This window comes from Mitsuaria sp. CC2 (genome assembly GCF_048957715.1).
Taxonomy (GTDB): Bacteria; Pseudomonadota; Gammaproteobacteria; order Burkholderiales; family Burkholderiaceae_C; genus Roseateles.
Window position 1 is genome coordinate 83,107 of sequence record NZ_JARVXN010000005.1, and the last position, 25,995, is coordinate 109,101.

The 25,995-nt window shown below is 68.4% G+C and carries 21 protein-coding genes; 20 read left to right on the top strand and 1 reads right to left on the bottom strand.

Annotated elements, in window-relative coordinates; genetic code table 11:
- Positions 1-22: 22 nt before the first annotated feature.
- A complete protein-coding gene (locus tag PV762_RS02980) occupies positions 23-1,450 on the top strand; it encodes a TolC family protein (protein WP_421033532.1) in 1,428 nt (475 codons plus the stop codon).
- Positions 1,451-1,741: 291 nt separating this feature from the next.
- On the top strand, positions 1,742-2,614 hold the full coding sequence (locus PV762_RS02985) for a PEP-CTERM sorting domain-containing protein (RefSeq protein WP_421033533.1): 873 nt from the start codon (positions 1,742-1,744) through the stop codon (positions 2,612-2,614).
- Between the two features lie 96 nt (positions 2,615-2,710).
- Here the strand turns inward: PV762_RS02985 and PV762_RS02990 are convergent, their stop codons facing one another.
- The gene (locus tag PV762_RS02990; RefSeq protein ID WP_421033534.1) at positions 2,711-3,688 is read right to left on the bottom strand and encodes a ThiF family adenylyltransferase; all 978 of its coding nucleotides are present in this window, start codon (positions 3,686-3,688) and stop codon (positions 2,711-2,713) included.
- Positions 3,689-3,980: 292 nt separating this feature from the next.
- Between PV762_RS02990 and PV762_RS02995 the strand changes: the two genes are divergently transcribed.
- From PV762_RS02995 to PV762_RS03080, 18 genes are all read left to right on the top strand, one after another.
- Entirely contained in the window at positions 3,981-4,610 is a 630-nt protein-coding gene (locus tag PV762_RS02995; protein ID WP_421033535.1) for an XrtA/PEP-CTERM system exopolysaccharide export protein, read from the top strand.
- A 178-nt stretch (positions 4,611-4,788) separates the two neighbouring features.
- A complete protein-coding gene (locus tag PV762_RS03000; RefSeq protein WP_421033536.1) occupies positions 4,789-6,381 on the top strand; it encodes an XrtA system polysaccharide chain length determinant in 1,593 nt (530 codons plus the stop codon).
- Between the two features lie 13 nt (positions 6,382-6,394).
- Positions 6,395-7,429: an XrtA-associated tyrosine autokinase gene (locus tag PV762_RS03005; protein ID WP_421033537.1), complete on the top strand. Its 1,035-nt coding sequence runs from the start codon at positions 6,395-6,397 to the stop codon at positions 7,427-7,429.
- A 4-nt stretch (positions 7,430-7,433) separates the two neighbouring features.
- The gene (locus tag PV762_RS03010; protein WP_421033538.1) at positions 7,434-9,086 is read left to right on the top strand and encodes a TIGR03016 family PEP-CTERM system-associated outer membrane protein; all 1,653 of its coding nucleotides are present in this window, start codon (positions 7,434-7,436) and stop codon (positions 9,084-9,086) included.
- Positions 9,087-9,098: 12 nt separating this feature from the next.
- The gene (locus PV762_RS03015) at positions 9,099-10,187 is read left to right on the top strand and encodes an XrtA/PEP-CTERM system-associated ATPase (RefSeq protein WP_421033539.1); all 1,089 of its coding nucleotides are present in this window, start codon (positions 9,099-9,101) and stop codon (positions 10,185-10,187) included.
- The gene (locus PV762_RS03020; RefSeq protein ID WP_421033540.1) at positions 10,184-11,041 is read left to right on the top strand and encodes an XrtA system polysaccharide deacetylase; all 858 of its coding nucleotides are present in this window, start codon (positions 10,184-10,186) and stop codon (positions 11,039-11,041) included. The genes PV762_RS03015 and PV762_RS03020 overlap by 4 nt, the downstream gene beginning before the upstream one ends.
- Positions 11,038-12,096, top strand: coding sequence for a FemAB family XrtA/PEP-CTERM system-associated protein (locus PV762_RS03025; protein WP_421033541.1), 1,059 nt, complete (start codon positions 11,038-11,040; stop codon positions 12,094-12,096). Before PV762_RS03020 ends, PV762_RS03025 begins: the two co-directional genes overlap by 4 nt.
- A 10-nt stretch (positions 12,097-12,106) precedes the next feature.
- The gene (locus PV762_RS03030; protein WP_421033542.1) at positions 12,107-13,354 is read left to right on the top strand and encodes a TIGR03087 family PEP-CTERM/XrtA system glycosyltransferase; all 1,248 of its coding nucleotides are present in this window, start codon (positions 12,107-12,109) and stop codon (positions 13,352-13,354) included.
- Positions 13,351-15,015 (top strand): exosortase A, encoded by a 1,665-nt coding sequence (gene xrtA / locus PV762_RS03035; protein ID WP_421033543.1) that lies wholly within the window; start codon positions 13,351-13,353, stop codon positions 15,013-15,015. Before PV762_RS03030 ends, xrtA begins: the two co-directional genes overlap by 4 nt.
- Positions 15,012-16,214, top strand: coding sequence for a TIGR03088 family PEP-CTERM/XrtA system glycosyltransferase (locus PV762_RS03040; protein ID WP_421033544.1), 1,203 nt, complete (start codon positions 15,012-15,014; stop codon positions 16,212-16,214). Before xrtA ends, PV762_RS03040 begins: the two co-directional genes overlap by 4 nt.
- 24 nt (positions 16,215-16,238) lie before the next feature.
- Entirely contained in the window at positions 16,239-18,155 is a 1,917-nt protein-coding gene (locus tag PV762_RS03045) for an XrtA/PEP-CTERM system amidotransferase (RefSeq protein ID WP_421033545.1), read from the top strand.
- A 67-nt stretch (positions 18,156-18,222) separates the two neighbouring features.
- Positions 18,223-19,455 (top strand): glycosyltransferase family 4 protein, encoded by a 1,233-nt coding sequence (locus PV762_RS03050; protein WP_421033546.1) that lies wholly within the window; start codon positions 18,223-18,225, stop codon positions 19,453-19,455.
- Positions 19,456-19,460: 5 nt separating this feature from the next.
- A complete protein-coding gene (locus PV762_RS03055) occupies positions 19,461-20,663 on the top strand; it encodes a glycosyltransferase family 4 protein (protein WP_421033716.1) in 1,203 nt (400 codons plus the stop codon).
- Entirely contained in the window at positions 20,656-21,972 is a 1,317-nt protein-coding gene (locus tag PV762_RS03060; protein WP_421033547.1) for a putative O-glycosylation ligase, exosortase A system-associated, read from the top strand. Before PV762_RS03055 ends, PV762_RS03060 begins: the two co-directional genes overlap by 8 nt.
- Positions 21,972-22,934 carry a polysaccharide deacetylase family protein gene (locus tag PV762_RS03065; protein WP_421033548.1) on the top strand — a complete coding sequence of 321 codons (963 nt, stop codon included), beginning with the start codon at positions 21,972-21,974 and terminating at the stop codon, positions 22,932-22,934. The genes PV762_RS03060 and PV762_RS03065 overlap by 1 nt, the downstream gene beginning before the upstream one ends.
- A gap of 150 nt (positions 22,935-23,084) precedes the next feature.
- Complete coding sequence (locus PV762_RS03070; RefSeq protein WP_421033549.1) at positions 23,085-24,431, top strand: HlyD family secretion protein; 1,347 nt, start codon at positions 23,085-23,087, stop codon at positions 24,429-24,431.
- A 72-nt stretch (positions 24,432-24,503) separates the two neighbouring features.
- Entirely contained in the window at positions 24,504-24,836 is a 333-nt protein-coding gene (locus PV762_RS03075; protein ID WP_421033550.1) for a hypothetical protein, read from the top strand.
- A 3-nt stretch (positions 24,837-24,839) separates the two neighbouring features.
- Complete coding sequence (locus tag PV762_RS03080) at positions 24,840-25,994, top strand: JmjC domain-containing protein (RefSeq protein ID WP_421033551.1); 1,155 nt, start codon at positions 24,840-24,842, stop codon at positions 25,992-25,994.
- Position 25,995 lies beyond the last annotated feature (1 nt).

Sequence of the window (25,995 nt, forward strand, 5' to 3'; positions counted from 1 at the left end):
ATTGCTTGCAGTACGCGTGACCATGACAGCCACCACCCGGCGCCCGAGCCTGCGGCGCACCGCCTTGTCCGCCATGTCCTCCTTCGGCATGACCGCCCGCCCGGCGCTCGTCCTGACGGCGCTGTGCGCCATCGGCGCGCCCGCCTGGGCGCAGGACCCGCCGCCCAGCCGGTGCTCCGACGAGCGCACGCTGCCGGCCGCTCAGCTGTCCGCCAAGGACACGGCGCTGCTGGACATCGGCGATTCCGACCCGCGCGCGCAGTTGCAGGAGCTGGTCAACCGGTCGCTCAACCGCAGCAAGGCGCTGGGCGCGACGCGGTTGCTCACGCAGGCGGCCGAGGCCGATTTCGAGGAAGCCAAGGCGCAGCGTCTGCCCACGGTGACCATGGGCCTGACGGCGGGTCACACCGGCACCGTCGTGCCGGGCAACGGTTCCATCGACAACTCCAGCGGGCTGCAGGGACGCGGCTCGCTGAGCGTGACCGCGCCGATCTACGACTCCGGCCGCATCACCAAGCTCACGGAGTGGCGCTCCCAGCTGCTCGACGCCGCCCGCTACGGACAGTCGAGCGCCGAAGAGCAGGTCGCCCTGCAGACCGTGTCGCTGGCGCTGGATCGCGGGCGTTACCAGCTGCAGGCGCAGGTCTACAGCCAGTACGTGCGCAAGATGTCCTGCCTGGTCGAGGCGCTGGAGATCATCACCCGGGCCGACCGTGGCCGCGCCAGCGAGCTGGTGCAGGCGCAGAAGAGCCTGCAGCAGGCCGACCTGTCGTACGAGCAGACCACCTCGGCGCTGCGCCAGACCGAGGTCCGACTGAAGCGCTTCGTCGGCGACGAGCTGCCGCGCGGCGCGGCGATGAGCGCCGTGCTGGCGCGTCTGCCCGACCTCAACGAGATGCTGGCCGACGTCATGGTTTCGCCCGACGTCTCGGCCGCCGCGGCCCAGGCCCAGGCGCAGCGCAGCTATGCGGAATCGGTGCGCGCCGGGCAGCAGCCCAGCGTGAGCCTGCTGGTGAGCGGCAATTCGACGATCGGCCAGGCGCGGCAGACCGACTGGATCGGCGGCGTCACCGTGAACATCCCCATCGTGCAGCCGGGCGCCGACTCGGCGTTGACCTCGGCGAGGCGCCGCGCCCAGGCCGCGTCGCTGCAGCGCGACGAGACCATCGAGGCCAAGCGCTACCGCGTGCAGGAGATGTACGAGGCGGCGTCCTCGTCGCTGGACCGCTCGCGCCGCCTGGTCGACATCCTGCGCAGCAGCGAACGCGTCCGCGGCTTCACGCTGCAGCAGTGGCAGCAGCTCGGCAAGCGCTCGCTGTTCGACGTGATGGCCGCCGAAGGCGACTACTACTCGAACCGCATCGCCCACGTGAACGCGCTGTACGACGCGCAGCAGGTGGTGGCGATCATCTGGTCGCAAGGGCGGGGCGTCGTCACCCCGCTGCGCTGACGCGTTCCGGATCGTCCGTCCCGGCGCCGCGTCCCGGCGGCGCCGCGTCCCGGCCCTCGACCCGCTTTCGATCCATCCATCGACCCGCCCGCTCCGCGAGGAACCGGCGGGTTTTCCCTTGCCGGACGTGCGTTGGCGCACTGTCGAAAAAGCTTACAGAGCCCCGTGAGGATTGCACGGGTTGATAAAAAAGTCCTTGTGAATCAATCGCTTGACGAGGTGGCACGCTTGCTGCTTATTCACTGCCAGGCGACCGGAGAGGCCGCTTCCCTCAAACAGGAGAGATCGATCATGATGAATAAGTTCAAGCTGATCTGGGGTGGCGCGCTGCTGGCTGTTGCTGGTCTGGCCCACGCCGATCCGTTCTATCTGGACATCGGCCAGAACTACGACCCGGCGGGTGGCGGCAAGCAATGCCCGACCTGCACGTCGAGCAAGGACCAGTTCACGCTGCGTTATGACTCGCAGACCATCGTGACCGACGTCGGTGCGCAGAACAACGGCATCACCGTCGGCGACACGACGGTCACCAAGGGCGGCCTGACCGTCGGTGGTTGGGACACGAACCTGATCACCAGCCTGATCCCGAAGCAGGTCTTCGGCAACAACAGCGACAACGGCTTCGGCAGCCAGTACCTGATCAGCTTCGGTTTCACCGATCTGCATGGCGTGGTGACCGGCAACGTCGGCCCCTCGCCGATGATCTCCTACGGCCCGACGGTCATCTCGATGTACCTGACCTTCGACGGCGTCAATTCCGTTCATTTCATGGACATCAAGGTCACCGGCGGTCAGTCCGACGGCCTGGGCACCGTGCTGTTCGGCGGCGCTGACTTCTCGAACGTCGACATCGCCGCGGCTGGCATCTACGCCAACCTGTTCCACTCGACGGGCTACACCTGCAACGGCTCCTCCGGCTTCTACGACATCTGGGTCGGTTGCGGCGAAGCGGGCAGCAAGGAAACCGCGATCAACTTCGTGTCGCACTTCGACAGCGACATCACCGAAACCCAGATCGTGGCCAACGGCAACGGCACCTACAGCATCACGTCGAACCACGACGGCAGCGCGACCTTCGCCGTGCCGGAACCGGCGTCGCTGGCCCTGGTCGGCCTGAGCCTGATCGGTCTGGCCGGCGTGCGCCGCCGCAAGAACGCCGCCTGATAGGCCTCATTCGCAGCCGGCGATCGCCGGCTCGAACGAAAAATGCCCGCCAACCGGCGGGCATTTTCTTTGGTGCGTCGACGTGCTGCTGGCGCGTCAGGCCTTGGGCTTCTTCGGCAGCAGCAGACCGCGCACGTACTTGAACATCAGGCGCGACATCGGATGCCGGCCGCCGCCCGGGCGCCAGGTCTTGACCATCTGGTTGCGGAAGGCGTCGAAATGCAGGCCGCGCGGGGCGACGCGCGTCTCGCCGCGCTTGAGCATCAGCTTGATGCCGTTGGCGCAGGCGACGCCCGCCGCCAGCTCGATGCCGATGCAGGTCGACGGCACCTTGCGCTCGAACAGGTTGACCGTCTCGCGGTTCAGCAGGTAGTGCCGCTGGATCATCGCGGGCGACACGCCGCAGATGAACTTGACGATCTGCTCGCGGAAGCGCTGCTGGGGGTCGCGCTCGGCTTCGGCGCTCAGGCCGCCCTCGAAGTCGAAATAATCCTCGAAGCTCATGCCCTCCGGGTCGAAGGCCAGGAAGGCCGTGCCCATGCCCATGGGTGCGGCGGTCACCGCGGGAATGCCCAGCTCGCGGCAGCGCGCGAACACCTTGCGCCGCAGGTTCAGCGCGAAGATGTCCAGGCTGTCCATGTAGAGATGGGCGCCCTGCAGGAACTCGTCGATGTTGTGGTCGTGGATGCCGCCGGGAATCAGGTGCAGTCGGGCCTCGGGATTGATGTCGGCCAGCGTCTCGGCCACCGCGTCGAGCTTGTCGCGGCCCACCGTCGACGCGAAGGCGCCGGCCTGGCGGTTCATGTTGGGCCAGTCGAAGTGGTCCAGGTCGGAGATCCGGAAACCGCCCACCCCCAGTCGCGCCAGCGTGATGGCGTGCGTGCCGCCGACGCCGCCCAGCCCGCCGATGGAGACGGTGCTGTGACGCAGCTGCTCCTGTTCCGCCTCGGTCACCCAGCCGATGTTGCGGGAGAAGGCGTCGTGGTACTTGAAGGGACCCAGGTCCGGGCGGGGCACCGGTGTCGCCGTGCTGGCGGCGCCGGCGGCGGCCGTGGCGGTCGCGGGATTCGACATGGGCGGTCCTCCTTGTTTTGTAACACTCGTGTGTCGAAAGACGAGTGTATGACGGGCTCCGCCCGGCCCGCCGTCGCCAGGAAACAGGGCGTCCTCCGAGGGGTTTCCCCAGATGCCGCGAAGCAACGCCGCGGCCACGCCGAAACTGCTCCAATCGGGCGTTTCACGGATAGCACGAAATTCCGTCGCGCCAGACCGGGTGTGCCCTCGGTCCGGGGGGTTCCCCCGGGGGCGGCGCTGAGGTGCAATCCGGTCAGTTTCCAGAGGGGTGGACATCGTGAAGAACACTGGATTGAAGATCGCTTCCATCAAGGCGGCCCAGGCCGCCACGGTGGCGCTCCTGGCCGCCGCCGCGGCGCTGGCCGGCTGCTCGACCACCGGCAACCTGCCGGCCGCGCCGGTCGCGGCCTCGCAGGCGGACTACAGCTACGTCATCGGCGCCGGCGACCAGCTCAACATCATCGTGTGGCGCAATCCGGAGCTGTCGCAGAACGTCCCGGTCCGCCCCGACGGCAAGATCGCCGCGCCGCTGATCGACGAACTGCCCGTGCAGGGCAAGAACTCGGTCGAGGTCGCCCGCGACATCGAGAAGCAGCTCGGCAAGTACGTCCGCGATCCGGTCGTGACGGTGATCGTGACCAACTTCGTCGGCCCGTACAGCGAGCAGATCCGCGTCGTCGGCGAAGCCGCCAAGCCGATGTTCCTGCCCTACAAGCAGAAGATGACGCTGCTGGACGTGATGATCGCCGTCGGCGGTCTGACCGACTTCGCGGCCGGCAATTCGGCGTCCATCCTGCGCACCGCCGAAGGCAACAAGCAGTACTCGGTGCGCCTCAAGGACCTGATCCGTCGCGGCGACGTGTCCGCCAACGTCGAGATGCGTCCGGGCGATATCCTCATCATTCCGCAGAGCTTCTTCTGATCCCGGCCCTGGCGGCCGCGCGCGCGGTCCTCCGGGCCCAGCCGGGCGTCCCGCCGGCGCCCCGGGGCAGGCCGTCCGCGTCGGCGGCCGTGGCTCCAGTTTCCGCAGTTCCAGCAGTACAGGCCCGCCTCGAACCGGGCCCCGCCGGCGCTCCAGCCGGTGCAACCGAGATCGCCGCATGGATTCCCTCATCGCGCAATTGATGGCCGTCTTCAAGCGGATGTGGCGCTACCGCTGGCCGGGGCTGATCGCCTCCTGGCTGGCCGCCATCGCCGCGGCCGTGGTCGTTTTCGTCGTGCCCGACCGCTACGAGGCCAGCGCGCGGGTCTACGTCGACACCCAGTCCATCCTCAAGCCGCTGATGTCCGGCATGGCCGTGCTCACCAACACCGAGCAGCAGGTCAACGTGCTGAGCCGCACGCTGATCAGCCGGCCCAACGTCGAGAAGCTGGTGCGCATGGCCGACCTGGACCTCAAGGCCACCAGCAAGTCGGAGCAGGAGGCGCTGATCGACCGCGTCACCCGCAACCTGTCGATCCAGACCGCCGGCAACTCGGCCAACAACCTGTACCTGCTGTCCTACCGCGACTCGTCGCCGGAGATCTCGAAGAAGGTGGTGGCCTCGCTGCTGTCGATCTTCATGGAATCCAGCCTGGGCGCCAGCCGCAAGGACAGCACGACCGCCGCGACCTTCCTGAACGAGCAGATCAAGACCTACGAGACCAAGCTCGAGGAGGCCGAGGCGCGCCGCAAGGAATTCCGCCTGCGCAACCTGCAGCTGACGCAGGCCGACGGCAAGGACGCCGCCTCGCGCCTGGCCGAGAGCAGCAACCAGCTCGAGGCCGCCCGGCTGCAGCTGCGCGAGGCCGTGAACGCCCGCGACGCCGCGCGCCAGCAGATCGAGGCCGAGCGCAAGCGCGCCCAGCCCGGCACCAGCCTGCAGAGCCTGATGCAGGAGAGCGCGCAGAAGTTCGCGACGCCCGAGCTGGACAACCGCATCGCCGAGCTCAAGCGCAACCTGGATCAGCTGCAGCAGCGCTACACCGACGCGCATCCGGACATCCTCAACGTCAAGCGCCAGATCCGCGACCTGGAAGACCAGCGTCGCAAGGAGGTCGCCGACCTGCAGAAGGCCGCGCTGGCCAATCCGATGCCGACCGGCGGTCCCAACGACAGCCTGGCCAACCAGGAACTGGCCCGCATCCTGGCGGCCAAGGAAGTCGAAGTCGCGCAGATCCGCGCCCGCGTCGACGAGTACAGCTCGCGCTACAACTCCGCGCAGGGCGCGATCAAGCTGGCGCCGCAGCTGGAGGCCGAGTTCGCGCAGCTGAACCGCGACTACGACATCATCAAGAAGAACTATCAGGAGATGGTCGAGCGCCGTGAATCGGCCTCGCTGTCGAACGACCTGGACAACACCTCCGGCGTCGCCGATTTCCGCATCATCGATCCGCCGCGCGCCTCGCCCAAGCCGGTGTCGCCGAACCGCCTGATGCTGCTGGCCGCCGGTCTGGTGGTGGCGGCGCTGGCCGGCCTGGTCACGGCCTTCGCCGCGAGCCAGATCCGTCCCGTCTTCCATGACCTCAACGAACTGCGCAATCGCCTGGAACTGCCGATCCTGGGCGCCGTGTCCCGCCAGGAGACGCGCGAGGACCGGCGACGCCAGAAGGTGGACCTGGTGCGCTTCGGCGTCGCCTCGGGCAGCCTGGTGAGCCTGTATGCGGTCGGCCTGATCGGCATGGCCATCTGGATCAGCCGCCAGGCCGGGTGAGGGGAGCTTCCACATGACGAGCCTGATCGAACAAGCCGCCGCGCGGCTGGAACAACTGAAGCAGGCCGGCGTCGACGTCGGCCAGCCGACCGCCGCCGCGCCGGCGACGGCACCGGCCGCCCCGGCGACCCCCGTGGCGGCGCCGCCGGCCGTGATCGCCCCGTCGCCAGTTGCCGCGTCCGCTGCCGCACCCGTTGCAGCGCCGGCGGTGATCCGCGCCCCCGGCGACGTCACGTCCAAGCGCGTCGACCTGGACCTGGAGGCGCTCACGGCGCAGGGATTCCTGACGCCCAATGCGCCGCGCACCGTGATGGCGGACCAGTACCGCAACATCAAGCGGCCGTTGATCCGCAACGCGACGAACAAGGGCGCCTCGTCGCTGAATCACGCCAACCTGATCATGGTGACCAGCGCGCTCCCCGGCGAAGGCAAGAGCTTCACCTCGCTGAACCTGGCCATGTCGATCGCGGCCGAGTTCGACAGCACCGTGATGCTGGTCGACGCCGACGTCGCCCGCCCGTCGATGCTGCGCATGCTGGGCCTGCCGCCCGGTCCCGGCCTGCTCGACGTGCTGGAGAAGGAAGCGGACATGGCCAGCGTCCTGCTCAAGACCAACGTCGACAAGCTGACGCTGCTGCCCAGCGGCCGTCCGCATGCGCGCGCCACCGAGCTGCTGGCCAGCGACGCGATGACCGCGCTGCTGGACGACATGGCCAAGCGCTATCCGGACCGGATCATCATCTTCGACAGCCCGCCGCTGCTGCTGACCACCGAATCGCGGGTGCTGGCCACGCACATGGGCCAGATCGTGATCGTCGTGCAGGCGGAGCGCACGCCGCAAAGCGCGGTGCAGCAGGCCGTCGCCGCGATCGAGCACTGCCCGCTGAAGATGCTGCTGCTCAACCAGGCCAGCAACAAGCGCAGCAGCGGTTACGGCTACGGTTACGGGTACGGCTACGGCTACGGTTATGGCTACGGTCATGCCGACGGACAGGGGCACGCGCCGGAAGGTGCGTCGGGCCCGGCCGGCAACTCGGACAAGGCCTGACACGATGACGCGGGCCTACGACCTCCGCCGCCGGCCGTCGCCGCCCCACGGCTCTACGGCCCCTGCGGCGCCGGCGACTCCGGCAGCGCTGGCCTCCCGGGTCTCCCCGCTGCGCGGCGCCTGCCTCGCCGCGCTGGGCCTGGCCGCGGCCATCGCCCACGCCCCGTCCGCGGCGCAGGAGTCGGGCGGCGCCGCCGGTTCGCGGTCTGGCTTCAGCGTCACGCCGCGCGTCAGCGTCTCCGAGACCTGGAGCGACAACCTCGACCTGAGCTCCGGCAGCGCGCGCGACCGCGGCTTCATCACGGCGGTCTCGCCCGGCGTGACGATCTCCAGCGGCCGCGGCGCGATCCGCGGCACCTTGGACTACACGCTCGACGGCATCCTCTACACGAAGAGCGACCGCGACGCGCGTCTGCAGAACCAGCTGAGCACCCGCATCACCGCGGAGCTGGTGCCCTCGGCGCTGTTCGTCGACGTGGCCGGCGACATCAGCCAGCAATCGATCTCGGCCTTCGGCCAGCAGTCGCCCGACAACAAGCTCGACAGCAGCAACCGCACAGAGACCCGCATGCTGCAGGTCTCGCCGTACTGGCGCGGCCGGCTGGGCAGCTTCGCCGGCTTCGAGCTGCGCGCGATGGGGCAGATGCGCGACTCCAGCGACGGCGGCACCGGCGCCGCCGGCGGCAGCGGGGACAGCAAGCAGGGCACGCTGTCGCTCAACCTCTTCGGACCCGTCGGCCGCGAGCTCAACTGGGGCCTCAACGCGTCCACGACGCGCATGCACTTCGAACAGACCAGCGTCGACTACCGGACCACCAGCGTGCTGGGCTCGCTGAACTGGACGCCGGACATCGACTGGACCGTCGGCCTGACCGGCGGCCGCGAACGCAGCGATTTCTTCGGTCCCGAAACCACCTCCGTCTACGGCGCGAACCTGCGCTGGTCGCCGGGGCCGCGCACCAAGTTCGCCGCGGAGTGGCAGCACCACAGCTACGGCGACAGCCACAACATCACCTTCGACCACCGCATGGCGCAGTTCTCGCTGCGCGCCAACAGCAGCCAGAACGTCAGCACCGGCGAGACGCCGACCCAGGCGACCAACTACCAGCTGCTGGACCTGCAGTTCAGCAGCCTGGAGCCCGATCCGGTCAAGCGCGACGCGTTCGTGCGCGCGACGCTGGCCTCGCTGGGCCTGAATCCGAACTCGTTCAGCGGCGCCGGTTTCCTGAGCAACACCGCGTCGCTGCAACGCCGCAGCGAGGTGTCCATGATCTGGACCGGACCGCGTCTGACGATCACGCTCAGCGGCAACGACAACAAGAACCGCCGCCTCATCAACTCCTCGCTGGGCGTGGGCAGCGGCGACCTGGCGCTGACGGACCGGGTGCGCCAGCGCGGCGCGACGGTGTCCATGGGCTACAAGCTGACGCCGCTGGCCAACGCCAACGTCAGCTACACGCGGCAGAACTCCCGCGGCGACGGCGGCGGCGTCGGCAGCAACGACATGCGCACGCTGGCCGCCAACGCCACCTACCGGCTGGGTCCCCGCACCGACGCGTCCTTCGGCCTGCGCCAGACGAAGTTCGACGACACCGGCCTGTTCGCCACCAGCTATCAGGAACACGCGATCTACGCATCGCTGACCCAGCGCTTTTAAGCAGTCACCGCCATGTACGAGGCCTTCTACGGGCTGGCCAGCAAGCCGTTCCAGCTCAGTCCCGATCCCAGCTTCTACTTCGGCAGCAAGCAGCATCGCCGCGCCAAGGCCTACCTCGACTACGGGGTGCTGCGCAGCGACGGCTTCATCGTCATCACCGGCGAGATCGGCGCCGGCAAGACGACGCTGGTGCGCGGGCTGCTGGACAGCCTGAACCGCAGCAACGTCGTGATCGGCAACATCGTCACGACGCAGCTGGACGCCGAGGACACGCTCCGCCTGGTCGGCGCGGCCTTCGGCGTGCGCGTCAAGGACCTGCCCAAGAGCGAAGTGCTGATGGCGCTGGAGGCCTTCTTCGTCAGCGAGGCCAGCCGCGGCAAGCGCTGCCTGCTGATCGTCGACGAGGCGCAGAACCTGAGCGCCCGCGCGGTCGAGGAACTGCGCATGCTGTCCAACTTCCAGTTCGGCAACCAGTCGCTGGTGCAGACCTTCCTGGTCGGGCAGCCGGAGTTCCGCGCGATCCTGCAGCGGCCCGAGATGGAGCAGTTCCGCCAGCGCATCGCGGCGAGCTGCCACATCGGACCGCTGGACGAGGAGGACACGCAGCGCTACATCGAGCACCGGCTCAAGTGCGCCGGCGCCACCGACAAGCCGGGCTTCGACGCCGACGCGTTCACCGCGCTGCATCGCGCCAGCCACGGCATCCCGCGCCGCATCAACACCCTGTGCGACCGGCTGCTGCTGCTGGGTTTCATGCACGAGAACCCGCACCTGACCGCCGCCGACGTGGAGGAGGTCGTGCAGGACCTGTCCAACGAATCGGCGTCCGCGCCGGCGCCGGCGGTGCACGGGTCCGAGATCAACGGCCACGCGTCCGAAGGCGATCTGGCGGTCGACCTGGACCTGACGCGGCTGCGATCGCGCATGGCGGGCGGCGGCTTGAACGGGGAACTGGGCGCGCTGGCCGACGGCCTCGCGGGCCTGAACCTGGACGACCAGGATGCACGCCTGCAGCGCATCGAGGACAGCCTGACGCGCCTGGAACGGATCAACCAGCAGACGCTGGCGCTGCTGCAGAAACTCGTGGGAGCGATGCGATGAACAAGATCCGCAACGCGATGAGCATCGACGTGGAGGACTACTTCCAGGTCTCCGCCTTCGCGCCCTACATCGCCCGCGGCGAGTGGGACGCGCGCGAGTGCCGCGTCGAGCGCAACATCGCGCGCATCCTGGACCTGCTCGACGCGAAGCAGGTCAAGGCCACCTTCTTCACGCTGGGCTGGATCGCGCAGCGTTATCCGCAGATCGTGCACGAGATCGTCGCGCGCGGTCACGAGCTGGCGAGCCACGGCTTCGGCCACGAGCGCGCCAGCGACCTGGACCGCGCCGCGTTCCTCAAGGACGTGGGCGACGCCAAGGCGCTGCTCGAGGACCTGGGCGGCGTCGAGGTCAAGGGCTATCGCGCGCCGAGCTTCTCGATCGGCAAGGACAACCTCTGGGCCTTCGACGTGCTGGCCGAATGCGGCTACCGCTACAGCTCCAGCGTCTATCCCATCGAGCACGACCACTACGGCATGCCCGATTCGCCGCGCTTCGCCTACGAGGTCCGTCCGGGCCTGATCGAGGTACCGGTGACCACGCTGCGCTGGCGCGGCAAGAACTATCCCAGCAGCGGCGGCGGCTGGTTCCGGCTGCTGCCCTACGGCGTGTCGCGCTGGATGATCGAGCGCTTCAACCGCATCGAGGGCCGCAGCGCGGTCTTCTACTTCCACCCGTGGGAGATCGATCCGGAGCAGCCCCGCATCCCCGGCATCGACGCGAAGACGCGCTTCCGCCACTACGTCAACATCGGCCGCACCGAGTCGCGCATCGAGCAGCTGCTCGGCGATTTCGCCTGGGGACGGATGGACGAGATCTTCCTCGCGCCGACCGGCGCCGAGCGGTTGGCGGCATGACCCCGGCGCCCACGAGTCCGGTCCAGGTCAAGCGGCTGGCGCTGAAGGACGCGGACGGCGCGAAGCGCTGGGATGCGTTCGTGCACGGCTGCCCGTCGGCCACCTTCTTCCACCTGGCCGCGTGGCAACGCATCATCCGCCAGCAGTTCGGCCACGCGGGCTACTTCCTCTACGCCGAGCGCGACGGCGTCATCGAAGGCGTGCTGCCGCTGGCCGAGAACAAGAGCCGGCTCTTCGGCCACGCGCTGGTGGGCCTGCCGTTCGCGGTCTACGGCGGCGTCGCCGCGGTCAGCGAAGACGCGGCCCGCGCGCTCGAGGACGAGGCGCAGGCGATCGCGCGCCAGCTCGGTGTCGAGCATCTGGAGCTGCGCAACGTCGAGCGCCGACACCTCGACTGGCCGCACCAGGACCTCTACGTGACCTTCCGCAAGGAGATCCTGGAGGACGAGGAGGCCAACATGCTCGCCATCCCGCGCAAGCAGCGCGCGATGGTCCGCAAGGGCATCAAGAACGAGCTGAAGGCGGAGATCGACCGCGACGTGTCGCGCTTCTTCGCGCTCTACGCGGACAACGTCCACCGCCACGGCACGCCCGCGATGCCCAGGCGCTATTTCCAGGCGCTGCTGGACGAGTTCGGCGACGCCGCCGAGGTGCTCGTCGTCAGCAGCCCGCAGGGCGAGCCGCTGTCGGGCGTGCTGAGCTTCTACTTCCGCGACGAGGTGCTGCCGTACTACGCCGGCGACGCGGTCGCCGCGCGCGACCTGGCCGCCAACGACTTCAAGTACTGGGAGCTGATGCGCCGCGCCTGCGGGCGCGGGCTCAAGGTCTTCGACTACGGCCGCAGCAAGCAGGGCACGGGCAGCTACTCGTTCAAGAAGAACTGGGGCTTCGAACCGACTCCGCTGAACTACGAATACTGCCTCTACAAGCGCGAGGCCGTGCCGCAGAACAACCCCAGCAACGCCAAGTACCAGCTGATGATCAAGGCCTGGCGCAGGCTGCCGATCGCCGTCGCGAACTGGCTCGGCCCGCACATCGTGCGCAGCCTGGGCTGAGGACGACGGCATGGCCAACATCCTCTACCTGGTCCACCGGCTGCCGTACCCGCCCAACAAGGGTGACAAGCTGCGCTCGTACCACCTGCTCAAGCACCTGACGGCGCATCACAAGGTCTGGCTGGGCACCTTCGTCGACGACGCCGAGGACTGGGCGCATGTGCCCGCGCTGCAGGCGCAGTGCGAGGCGCTTTACGCTGTCGACCTGAACCCGCTGCTGGCGCGCGTGGCCAGCCTGCGCGGACTGGCGACCGGCGAGGCGCTGAGCCTGCCGTACTACCGGCACCGCGCGATGCGCGACTGGATCGCGACGATCGCGAAGACGCAGCGCTTCGACGCGATCGTGGTGTTCTCGTCGACGATGGCGCAGTACGCCGAACAGCTGCGCGAGATCGCCGGTCCGGTGCCCATGCTGGTCGACTTCGTCGACGTGGATTCGGCCAAGTGGACCGACTACGCCAAGGCCAACCGCTGGCCGATGTCCTGGCTGTACCGCCGCGAAGGCCGCGAGCTGCTGGCCTACGAGCGCCGCGTCGCCGAACAGGCGCGCTGCTCGTTCTTCGTCACCGAGGGCGAGAAGGCGCTGTTCCAGCGCCTGTCGTCCACCGGCGCGCCGGTCGAGGCGCTGGGCAACGGCGTCGACAGCGGCTACTTCGCCCCGTTGCCGCAGCAGGCGAATCCGTTCGCCGAAGACGAGCTGCCGCTGGTGTTCACCGGCGCGATGGACTACTGGCCCAACGTCGACGCGGTGCAGTGGTTCGCCGCCGAGGTGCTGCCGCAGCTGCGCCAGCGCTGGCCGACGCTGCGCTTCACCATCGTCGGCCGGGCGCCGACGCCCGCGGTGCTCGCGCTGGCGGGCGAGGCGGTGCGCGTCACCGGCACGGTCCCGGATGTGCGGCCCTACCTGCAGCATGCGGCGGCGGTCGTCGCGCCGCTGCGGCTGGCGCGCGGCGTGCAGAACAAGATCCTGGAGGCGATGGCCGTGGGCCGTCCGGTCGTGGCGGCGCGCAGCTGCGTCGAGGCGCTGGGCGCCGACGGCGTGCTCGCCGGCCAGGACCTGCTGTCGGCCGACAGCGCCGCCGACTACCTCGAACTGGTCCACGCGCTGCTGAGCGCGCCGACCCGCGCGCAGGCGATCGGCCAGCAGGCGCGCGAACGCGTGCTGCGGCAGTTCAGCTGGCAGGCCCACCTCGCGAAGCTCGACGGGTATCTCCCGCAGGGGACCGCGCCGGGGCAAATTCAAGGACAGGCGGCATGAGCGCCACGACGCCGTCCGCGCTCCAGCAGCGCGGCATGCCCGATTCCTGGCGCCGCCCGTTGGTGGTGCTGGTCCTGCTCGTCATCGCCTTGTTGCTGCTGTATCGGCACACGGCGCTGGGCATGGTCACGATCTGGTGGCGCTCCGGCACCTTCACCCATGCCTTCCTGGTGCCGCCGATCGCCCTGTGGCTCGCCTGGCGGCGCCGCGCGATGGTCGCGCCGCTGACGCCCCGGCCGCTGCCATGGCTGGCGCTGCCGCTGGTGGCGCTGGGCGCGGTCTGGCTGTTCGCCGACTTCGCCGCGATCAACGCGGTCACGCAGTTCACGCTGGTCGCGATGCTCGTGCTGCTGGTGCCGGCGGTGCTGGGCTGGCGCGTCGCGCGCGAGATGGCGTTCCCGCTCGGTTTCCTGTTCTTCTGCGTGCCGGTCGGCGAGTTCCTGCTGCCGCAACTGATGGACTGGACCGCGAAGTTCACCGTCGTCGCGCTGCGTCTGAGCGGACTGCCGGTCTACCAGGAAGGACTGCAGTTCATCATCCCGAGCGGCCAGTGGTCGGTGGTCGAGGCCTGCTCCGGCGTGCGCTACCTGATCGCCTCGGGAATGGTCGGCACGCTCTACGCCTACCTCAGCTACCACTCGACGCGCCGCAGGCTGGGCTTCATCGCCTTCGCGCTGGCGCTGCCGCTGGTGGCCAACTGGGCGCGCGCCTACCTGATCGTGATGATCGGCCACCTGTCGGGCAACACGCTGGCCGTCGGCGTCGACCACCTGATCTACGGTTGGGTGTTCTTCGGCATCGTGATGCTGGCCATGTTCCTCATCGGCGCGCGCTGGGCCCAGCCGGACCTGCCGCTGGTGCCGCCGCCGCGCGATGTCGCCGCGCCCGCGACCGGCGCCGCCTGGACCGCCGCGGCGGCCGTTCTGCTCGCCATCGCGCTGCCGATCGCCGCCGGCGGCTGGCTGCGCCAAGGGCATTCGGCCCCGATCGCCGCGCTGCCCGCCGTGCCGGCGGAGCCGGGCTGGCAGGACCAGGTCGTGCCGTCGGACGCCTGGGAGCCGGACTTCGAAGGCGCCAATGCCAGGCTGCAGCAGGAATTCACCGGCCCGGCGCAGGTCGGCGCCGCGACCGCGCGCGTGGGCCTGCACCTGCAGTACTTCCGCGACCAGGACTACGAACGCAAACTGGTGAGTTCCAGCAACGCCGCCGTGTCGGCGGAGGACAAGCGCTGGGCCGTCACCGGTCGCGGCCAGACGGACTTCGCGCCGCTCACCGGCGCCTCGGCGGCCCCGGTGCCGATGCTGACCACGCAGGTGCGCGCCTCGTCGCTGGACGCGGTGAACGCGCCGCGGATGCTGGTGTGGCACGTGTACTGGATCAACGGCCGTCCGATGACCAGCGCCTGGCAGGCGCGCGTGCGCGGCGCGCTGGAGCGCCTCCAGGGCCGCGGCGACGACGCGGCGCTGGTGCTGGTCTACACCGAGGCCGACGACCAGGCCGCGCAACGCCTGACCCTGTTCCTGCGCCAGCATTGGGGCACGATCGACGCGCAGCTCCGGCGCGTGCGTGACGGCGGCGCCGTCGCGACGCCGCCGGGGCCTTCGACGCCGGGCGTGCAAAGCATGCGGAGCGTGCAGGGCGTTCCGGGAGCGTCGACATGAGCGCCGGTCTGAGTGTCGGGCGCGCGCTCGCGTCGGCCGACGATCGGCCGCTGGTGCTGCACGTGATGTACCGCTTCGACACCGGCGGTCTCGAGAACGGCGTGGTGAATCTGATCAACCACATGCCGGCGGACCGCTACCGGCATGCGATCGTGGCGCTGACCGAAGTCACCGACTTCCGCAAGCGGCTGCAGCGCGACGACGTCGAGTGCTTCGCGCTGAACAAGCCGCCGGGGCAGGGCTTCTGGCTCTATCCCCAGCTCTACAGGCTGTTCCGCACGCTCAAGCCCGCGATCGTGCACAGCCGCAACCTGGCGGCGCTGGAAGTGCAGCTGCCGGCCTGGGCCGCGCGCGTGCCGGTGCGCATCCACGGCGAGCACGGGCGCGACGTCGGCGACCTGGACGGCCGCAACCGCGCCTACCAGCGCGTGCGCCGCTTCTACAAGCCCTTCGTCTCGCATTACATCGCGCTGTCGCGTGATCTCGGCGACTACCTGACCGGACCGGTCGGCGTGCCGCCCGCGCGCGTGAGCCAGTTCGTCAACGGCGTCGACACGACGCGCTTCCAGCGCCAGCAGGCCGAGCCCATCCCCGGCTGTCCCTTCGATCCCGCCGCGCACTGGCTGATCGGCACGGTCGGCCGCATGGCGCCGGTGAAGGACCAGCTGATGCTGACGCGCGCCTTCATCGCGCTGATCGGCCAGTCGGCGGGCCTGCCGGACCTCCGGGCACGCGCGCGGCTGGTGCTGGTCGGCGACGGTCCGCTGCGCGCGCAATGCCAGGCGCTGCTCGACGAAGCCGGGCTGGGCGATCTCGCCTGGCTGCCGGGCGAGCGCACCGACGTGCCGGCGGTGATGCGCGGGCTGCACGTCTTCGCGCTGCCGTCGCTGGCCGAGGGCATCTCCAACACCATCCTCGAGGCGATGGCCAGCGGGCTGCCGGTGGTCGCGACCGAGGTGGGCGGCAACGCGGACCTGGTCACGCGCGAGGTCAGCGGCCTGCTGGTGCCGGCCGCGGATCCCGAGGCGATGGCCGCCGCGCTGCTGCGCCTGGCCCGCGATCCGGCGCGCGCCGCCGCGATGGGCGAAGCCGGCCGGGCGCGGGTCGAGGAGGATTTCAGCATGCGGGCCATGGTCGGGCGCTACCAGGGTCTGTATGACACGCTGCGCGGCCACAATGCCGGCAGCCACAAGAACTGACACGGACGGACGCGGGGTAGGACCATGTGCGGAATCAGCGGACTTTTCGATACCCGGGGGCGGCGCGACTTCGACGGCGCGCTGATGCATCGCATCAACGATTCGCTGCACCACCGCGGCCCCGACGAAGGCTCCATCCACCTGCAGCCGGGGCTGGCCTTCGGCCACCGCCGGCTGTCCATCATCGACATCGCGACCGGGCAGCAGCCGCTGTTCAACGCGGACCACTCGGTGGGCATCGTCTTCAACGGCGAGATCTACAACTACCGCGAGCTGACCGCTGAACTGGGCGCGCTGGGTTACCAGTTCCAGACCAAGAGCGACACCGAGGCCATCGTGCATGCCTGGTCGGCCTGGGGCGAGGACTGCGTGCAGAAGCTGCGCGGCATGTTCGCGTTCGTGATCTGGGACAAGGCGCGCGACCAGCTCTTCATGGCGCGCGACCGGCTCGGCGTGAAGCCCATGTTCTACGGCCTGCTGGACGACGGCACGCTGGTCTTCGGCTCGGAGCTGAAGGCGCTGCTCGCGCATCCGGGCATGAAGCGCGACATCGTCCCGCAGGCGGTGGAGCAGTACTTCGCCCTGGGCTACGTCGCCGAGCCGCACACCATCTTCCGCCAGGCGCTGAAGCTGCCGCCGGCGCACACGCTTGTCATCAAGCGCGGCGAGCCGCTGGGCCAGCCGCGCCGCTACTGGGACGTGAGCTTCACGACCGACAACAGGATCGACGAGGTCCAGGCGCAGGAGGAACTGACGCGCCGCCTGCGCGAGGCCGTCAAGCTGCGGCTGATCTCCGAGGTGCCGCTGGGCGCCTTCCTGTCGGGCGGCGTGGACTCCAGCGCGGTCGTCGCGATGATGGCCGGCGAGACCAACGGGCCGGTGAAGACCTGCTCGATCGGTTTCGACGACCCGCAGTACAACGAGTCCGAGTTCGCGCAGATGGTGGCGGACCGCTATCGCACCGAGCATCACGTCGAGACGGTCCAGAGCGACGACTTCGACCTGATCGATACGCTGGCGCGGCTCTACGATGAGCCGTACGCCGACAGCTCCGCGATCCCGACCTACCGCGTCTGCCAGCTCGCGCGCAAGCACGTGACGGTGGCGCTGTCGGGCGACGGCGGCGACGAGAGCTTCGGCGGCTACCGCCGCTACAAGCTGCACATGATGGAGGAGCGCATGCGCGCCAGCCTGCCGCTGGGGCTGCGCAAGCCGCTGTTCGGCACGCTGGGCCGGCTCTATCCGAAGGCGGACTGGGCGCCGCGCGTCTTCCGCGCGAAGACCACCTTCCAGGCGCTGGCCCGCAACTCGGTCGAGGCCTACTTCCACACGATGTCCGTGATCCGCGACAACGAGCGCATGCCGCTGTACAGCGCGCGCTTCAAGTCCGAGCTCGGCGGCTACAACGCGCGTGACCTGTTCCTGCGGCATGCGGAGCGCGCCAACACCGACGATCCGTTGGCGCTGATCCAGTACATCGACACGCACACCTACCTGGTCGGCGACATCAACACCAAGGTCGACCGCGCGTCGATGGCGCATTCGCTGGAAGTCCGCGAGCCGTTGATGGACCACCCGCTGGTCGAGTGGCTGGCCACGCTGCCGTCCCACCTGAAGCTGCGCGGCGGCGAGGGCAAATACCTGTTCAAGAAGACGCTGGAACCGCATCTCCCCAACGACGTGCTCTACCGGCCGAAGATGGGCTTTGCCGTGCCGCTGTCGCGGTGGTTCCGCGGCCCGCTGCGCCAGCGCGTGCGCCACTCGCTGCTGGGCGGTCCGCTGGCGGATTCGGGCATGTTCGACCTCAAGACCGTCGGCCAGATGGTCGAGCAGCATGAGAACGGCAGCCGCGACCACAGCACGCCGCTGTGGACGCTGCTGATGTACGACGCCTTCCTGCGCAACGTCATGGGCGCGACCTCGATGCGCGAAGCCGCGTGAATCCTGTGAGTCCTCTGAGTCCTGTGAGCCCCGTCAGTCCCGTTCCCTCGATGTCTTTCCGCTCCGCATGAAGATCCTGTACCACCATCGCACCGCGTCCAAGGACGGCCAGGCGGTCCACATCGAGGAGATGATCGGCTCGCTGCGCGCGCTCGGCCATGAGGTGCGCGTGGTCGCGCCCGGCGGCGAATCGGCGCCGGAGGACAAGGCGAAGATGGGGGACGACACCGGCTGGGTGCATCGCCTGCGGGCCAAGCTGCCCAAGTTCGTCTACGAGCTGCTGGAGCTGGCGTACTCGCTGGTCGCCTACCGCCGCCTGGCGGCGGCGGCGAAGGACTTCCAGCCCGACTTGATCTACGAGCGCTACAACCTCTTCCTGCTCAGCGGGCTGATGCTCAAGCGGCGCCTGGGCTTGCCGCTGCTGCTGGAGGTGAACGCACCGCTGGTCGACGAACGCGCGAAGTTCGGCGGCCTGGCGCTGCCGCGCGTCGCCCGCTGGGCCGAAGGTGTCGTCTGGCGCGGCGCCGACGCGGTGCTGCCGGTGACGAAGGTGCTCGGCGCCATGGTGGGCGAGCGCGGCGTGCCGCAGGATCGCCTCGTCGTGATCCCCAACGGCATCAACGAGGAGCACTTCGACGCGGCACCGTCGCCCGACGAGGCCAAGCGGACGCTGGGCTGGGACGGCGCGCTGGTGCTGGGCTTCACGGGCTTCGTGCGCGACTGGCACGGCATGGACCGCGTGATCCGCTGGATGGCGTCCGATGCGGCGCCCGCGAACGCACGGCTGCTGCTGGTCGGCGACGGCCCGGCGCGGGCCGACCTCGAAGCGCTGGCCGGCGAGCTGAAGCTCGGCGAGCGCGTGCGCTTCACCGGCGTGGTCTCGCGCGACGCGGTGCCGGCCTACGTGGCGGCCTTCGACATCGCGCTGCAGCCGGCGGTGGTCGCCTACGCGTCGCCGCTGAAGCTCTTCGAGTACCTGGCGCTGGGCAAGGCCATCGTCGCACCGAACCAGCCCAACATCGAGGAAGTGCTGGACGACGACCTCAACGCCTTGCTCTTCGATCCGGCCCAGCCCGGCGCGCTGGAAGCGCTGCTGGCGCGGCTGGCGTCGGACGAGGCGCTGCGCCGCCGTCTGGGCGAAGGCGCGCGCGCGACGATCGGGCGTCTGCACCTGACCTGGCATGGCAACGCCGAGCGCGTCGTGGCGTTGGGCCAGTCGCTGAAGGCCGGGCAGGGCGTGCCGCAGGGCCGCGGCGGCAAGCCGGCCGCCGAGGACGCGCGCTCCCGGTCAGGGGCCTGAGCATGCTGAAGCTGCTGACCTTCTCGACGCTGTATCCGAGCGCGGTGATGCCCAGCCACGGCATCTTCGTGGAGACGCGGCTGCGTCACCTGATCGCGTCGGGGCAGGCCGGATCGCGCGTCATCGCGCCGGTGCCGTGGTTCCCGTTCAAGGGCGAGCGCTTCGGCGAATACGGCAGGTTCGCCGCGACGCCGGCGCGCGAATCGCGCCACGGCCTGGACGTCGCGCATCCGCGCTTCGTCCGCCTGCCCAAGGTCGGCATGAGCAGCGCGCCCTACACGCTGGCCTGGAGCTTCCTGCGCGCGGCGCGGCAGCTGCAGGCGAGCGGCGACGACTTCGACCTGATCGACGCGCACTACTTCTATCCCGACGGCGTCGCCGCGGTGATGGTGGCGCGGGCGATGAACAAGCCGGTGGTGATCACCGCGCGCGGCACCGACATCAACCTCATTCCCCGGCACGCTTTCCCGCGCAAGCTGATCCTGCGCGCGGCCGACCAGGCCGACGCCATGATCACCGTCTGCGAGGCGCTCAAGGACGAACTGGTCGCGCTGGGCGCCGATCCCGCCAAGGTGACTGCGCTGCGCAACGGCGTGGACCTGACGCTCTTCCATCCCGCCGGACGGGACGAGGCGCGCGCCGCGCTGGGGCTCGCCACCGGCCGATTCACGCTGGCCTCGGTCGGTCACCTGATCGAGCGCAAGGGCCACGAGCTCGTCATCGGCGCGCTGGCCGAGCTGCCGGACGTCGATCTGCTCATCGCCGGCGCCGGCCCGGAGGAGGGCGCGCTGCGCCGTCTGGCCGAGTCGCTGGGCGTGAGCTCGCGCGTGCGTTTCCTCGGCGCGCTGCCGCAGGCGCGACTGCGCGAGGTCTACACCGGCGTCGACGCGCTGGTGCTGGCGTCCAGCCGCGAAGGCTGGGCCAACGTGCTGCTGGAGGCGATGGCCTGCGGCACGCCGGTGGCGGCGTCCAACGTGTGGGGCACGCCCGAGGTCGTGGCCAGCCCGGAGGCCGGCGAGCTGATGCCCGAGCGCACCGCCGCCGGCGTGGCCGAGGCGGTGCGACGCCTGCGCGCCGCGCCCCGCGACCGCGCCGCGACCCGGCGCTACGCCGAGCGTTTCAGCTGGGACGCGACCACGCAAGGCCAGCTCGACCTGTTCCACCGCATCCTGGCCGCGCGGCGGTCGCCGGAGCTCCGTCATGCGTGACCTGATCATCCTGGGCCTGTTCGTGGCCCTGATCTACAAGACCTTCAAGGACCCGGTCTGGGGCGTGCTCGGCTGGGTGTGGATGGGCGTGATGAACCCCCACCGCCTGGCCTACGGCTTCGCGCACGACGCGCCGTGGTCGATGGTCATCGCGCTGGCGCTGTTCGCGAGCCTGATCCTCAACCGCGACAAGCTGGTGAAATTTCCCGTCAACGCGGTGACCGTGCTGCTCTCGATCTGGATCCTCTGGATCGGCGTGTCGCCGATGCTGTTCTCGTTCTACCCGGACAAGGAGATGCATTTCTGGTCGCGCGCGTTCAAGGTGCTGCTCATGGTGCTGGTGTCGCTGCTGGTGGTGAAGCGGCGGCGCGACCTGGACTGGCTGGTGCTGGTGCTGGTGATCTCCATCGGCTATTACGGCGTCAAGGGCGGCGTGTTCACCGTGCTGTCCGGCGGGTCGGCGCGGGTGTGGGGGCCGGAGGGCTCCTTCATCGAGGACAACAACTCGCTGGCGTTGGCCACCATCATGACGGTGCCGCTGATCCGCTACCTGCAGCTGCAGGCGGTCAAGCCCTGGCAGCGCCATCTGGCGACCGCGGCCATGCTGCTGTGCATGGCCTCGGCGGTGGGCTCGCAGTCGCGCGGGGCCTTCCTGGCGATCGTGACGATGTCGTTCTTCATGTGGATGAAGAGCCGCAACAAGCTGCCGCTGGCGCTGGTCGTGCTGGTGGCGCTGCCGCTGATCTTCGTGTTCATGCCCGACAGCTGGACCGACCGCATGGAGACCATCAAGACCTACGACCAGGATTCGTCGGCGATGGGCCGCATCAACGCGTGGCAGATGGCTTGGCGGATGGCGGTGGACCTGTTCCCGTTCGGCGGCGGTTTCACGGTCGCGGGACCGGCGGTGTTCGCCAAGTACGCGCCCGATCCGACCATCCCGCTGACGGCGCACAGCATCTACTTCCAGGCGCTGGGCGAGCACGGCTTCTTCGGCCTGGCGGTGTTCGTCGGCATCTTCGCGACGACCTGGCGGCTGGCGAGCGCGACCATGCGCGCCGCCAAGGACCATCCGGACCTGCAATGGGCGCGCGACCTGTCGGCGATGTGCCAGGTGGGCCTGATCGGGTACGCGACCGGCGGGGCCTTCCTGAGCCTGGTCTACTTCGACCTGCCGTACTACCTCGTGATGATCGTGGTGGTCGTGAACCGCATCGTCGCCGCCGAAGTGAGCAGCCGCAAGAGCGCCGCGATCGCGGCCGGGAAGGCGCCGCGCGACGTGCATTCGCCGTACTGGGGAGGCACCTGATGCTGGCGTCGCTGAGCCTGCTGGGCTGGCCGCGGGGAGCGTCCCCGCTGAGCATCCTGATCTACCACCGCGTGCTGCCCGCGCCCGATGCGATGCGGCCGGGCGAGATCGCGGCCGAACGCTTCGAGGCGCAGGTCGCGTTCCTGTCGGCACACTTCACGCTGATGACGGTGAGCGACGCCGCGCTCGCGCTGCGCGAGGGCCGGCTGCCGAAGCGGGCCGCGTGCATCACCTTCGACGACGGCTACGCGGACAACTGGACGGTGGCGCATCCGATCCTGGCGCGTCACGGCGCGCGGGCGACGATCTACATCGCGACCGGTTACCTGAACGGCGGCCGCATGTTCAGCGACACCGTGATCGAATTCGTGCGGCGGGTGCCGGGGCAGGTGCTGGACCTGTCGTCGGTCGGCATGGGCCTGCACCCCGTGGCGACGGATGAAGAACGGCTGAAGGCGGTCTCGGCGCTGCAGGTGCAGCTGAAGTACCTGGCCCCGGACCAACGCGAGGCGCAGGTGCGCCGGATGCTGTCGGCGGTGCCGGTCGCCGCGATGCCCGATGACCTGATGCTGACCGATGCGCAGCTGAGGCAGCTGGCCGATGCGGGCCACGAGATCGGCGGCCACACGGTGGACCACACCGTGCTGACGACCTTGCCTCCGGAAGGCGCGCGAGCGCAGGTGCAGGCGGGTCGCGATCACCTCGCGGCGCTGCTGGGCCGGCCAGTGCGCAGCTTCGCGTATCCGAACGGCCGGCCGGTGCGCGACTACGACGCGGGCCACGCGGCAATGCTGCGGGAACTCGGGTTCGAGGCGGCGGTCAGCACGTCTCCAGGCGTGGCGCTGCCGGGCGCCGATCCGTTCCAGCTGCCCCGCTATACGCCGTGGGGCGATTCCACCGCGATGTTTGCGGCGCGGATGATGCGCAACGCGCGCATGGGCGGCCCCGCAGCGGTCGTTTGAAAATCTCGGGGCGGCGCTCCGGATGCGCAACCGTTCTCGGGAGAGAACGCCGACCGCGATCTCTGTTCACTGATTGAAATGCAAGCCCCCCGTCGGAGGGAGGCATGAAACCGCCGTGTGCCTTGGTTTCTTAGTTAAGAATCCTTTCCCTTGCAGAGCTTCGACTCAGATCGATTCACTGCGAAGGAGCGAGGATTGTCGACACCCTTATTTCGCCAGCAGGCGCTCGACGCGCAGACCCTCTCCGAGGCAGGGCCCGTGAAGCTTGCCGATCTGCCCAGGTTTGCGCTGATTGCGATGTCTTGTGTCGCCATTGCGGTGGGCGTGCTCGCATTTCTTGTCTGGGGTCAGGCAGCGAGAAAGACGAAGGTCAAAGGCATTTTGCTGCCCGAGTCGGGGGCGGTGGATGTTGTATCGCCGCAGGCTGGCGTCGTGGACCGGATTCTGGTCAAGGAGGGGGATGCTGTCAGCCAAGGGGACATATTGATGATGGTAAACGCCGACCGCATGACCCAGATGGGTAGCAGCGCGGCTTCTGTTCGCCGGGCCATTGACGAGCGCAGATCCTCCATCGAGCAGGAGATTGGGCAACGTCGAATCAATGCGAAACAGCGATCCTCCGCGGTTCAAATCCGGCTGACGAATCTCGAAGCGGAACTCGACAAGATCAATGACGAATCCGGAATTCTGGAAAACAGGATTCGACTGGCGCGATCCGCGTGGAATCGGGCCAGGGAATTGGCGGATAGCGGATTTATGCCTGAGATCCAGGCACAGGAGAAACAGGACATCTACCTGGATCTGTCGGCGCGCGCGAAAGGCCTGGAGCGGGACCGCTTGTCGATCCAACGCGGAGAACAGGACGCACAGGCCGAGAAGGCCAATATCGCGACGCAACTGGGTACGGAGCTGGCGCAGCTCGATCGAACCCTAGCCGCGCTTGAGCAGGAAGCGAGTGCAAATGCCGAACGTGATCGGGTGCAGATCCTGGCGCCGCGCACCGGGGAGGTGGGAGTCATGACGGCACGACTGGGCCAGTCGGTCCAGGCAGGTCGTGTGGTCGCCGCCGTGGTGTCGAGCACGGCAGTCGGCAAGCCCAGCCAACTGCAGGCTCACTTGTTCGCGCCCGGGCGCGCCCTGGGCTTCATGAAGCCCGGACAGACGGTATGGATCAAATATGACGCATACCCCCATCAGAAATTCGGCATGGGGCAAGGCACGGTATTGCAGGTAAGTCCAACTCCAATGCATCCGGATGATCTTCCGCAATGGCAGGCCGCGACGCTCCAGCATCTGGTTCAAAGCAAGGAGCCGTTTTACAGGATCGAGGTGGCAATCGGAAGCCAGGAGATTTCGGCATATGGTGATCGATTGCGGCTTAAGCCGGGTATGTCGTTGGAAGCCGATGTCATGCAGGAGAGTCGGGCTGTCTGGGAATGGCTTTTTGAGCCGTTGCTCAGTGCGAGGAGCGCCGCCAAAGGGATAGGAGTTCAATGAAGTGAAAGGGGGCGCACAGGGGGGGCGGTGCATGTTTGTCGATACGAATCTTGTAATTCAATGGAGAAAATATTGCGTACTCTTTTCGTTTCTGGCGGCGCATCCGACGCCGCTCGCGCGCCGGCTCCGGTCCGCGAATTGACCTTGGCTGAGATCGAAGCGGTTTCCGGTGGCCAGTATCAAGTCATCGTCGACGGTCAGCCGATCTCTTTCACCTACATCAGTGGAGGCGTCAAGCTGATGGCGGGTGGCCAGACCATGGAGATGGGATTCAGCGAAGACGGTGACACCTTCAATATGAACTACAACGGCCACAATCTGGAGTTCATGCACATGGGCGACGGCATGTTCGACGTCACCTTGGACGGCGTGGGTCTTTCCTGCGTTTATGTCGGACCGAAGTAAACATTGAAGCAGAAAGACGTCACCATGCTTTCACTGGGAATCACTCGGCCTGAATTCCTTCGGGAGTATCGCGAGTCGACTTACCTGTTCGTTCGCGGCGGCGCGGTCGGGGTGCCCGGCCTGAAGGAGGCTGACGTCTTCCTGGACCACAGTGACCCCATGCCACCGCATGTCCGGCTGTTCAGGGATGGCCCCGTGCCGGAGCCGGACTATCTCGAGACATTCCAGGATGCCGGGATGGCCCGGCGGAGGTTGGTCAAGGATCGCTTGTACGACCTGCTCAATGATGGCGCGACGATGGTGCTGAACCGCATCGATGTCCGCTCGCGTCCGATCCGGCAGCTGTGTCGCGAAGTTGCCCAGTTGACGGGAGATGTTGCGACTGCCAACGCCTACCTGGCGGTCAGCGGGGCAGGGTCATTCAAGGAGCATTGGGACACGCACGACGTCTTTGCGGTCCAGTTGGAAGGACGAAAACGCTGGCGCCTTTACGGGCCGACCTGGGAGCTGCCGCTTCGTCATCAGACCAGTCTCGCCCACAAGGCTGAATGCCCGGATGCGCCGGTGTTCGACGAGATTCTGGAACAGGGCGATGTGTTGTACATCCCTCGTGGCTGGTGGCACCGCGCCGATCCGATCGGCGAGCTGACTTTCCATGCGGCGATCGGTGTGCACGTGACGCCCATGCTGGACTACTTCACATGGGCCTGCCAGCGATCGCTGACGCAGTCGCGAGAAGCGCGAACGGGACTCCGCCTCGACGAGGATCAAGCGCCGGCAGCGGCCGCCGAAGCGATGATCAAGCAGCTCGCCACCTTCTTGCGTGACGACCGGCATTGGCACGAATTTCGACAGACCATGCAAGCGCAACAGCGCAACTCGCTGCCATTCTCGATCGGCGAGCATGTGCCTGCCGCTCCCGTGACGGTGGACCTCGACGCACCGCTGCGTCTGAACAGTCATCACCGATCGCCGGACTTCATCAACGGCTTCCGCGTCGTTTCGGAGGGCTGGGGGCGCGACATCATGAGGACCCTTGATGTCGAAGGAGGCTCCACCCCGCGCAGGATCCTCGCCGCCCTTCCCGAGGTCGATGCGGACACCGGAATGTGCATTCTGGCGGAACTGCTCCGCCGCGAAGTGATTGAAAGGATCTGAA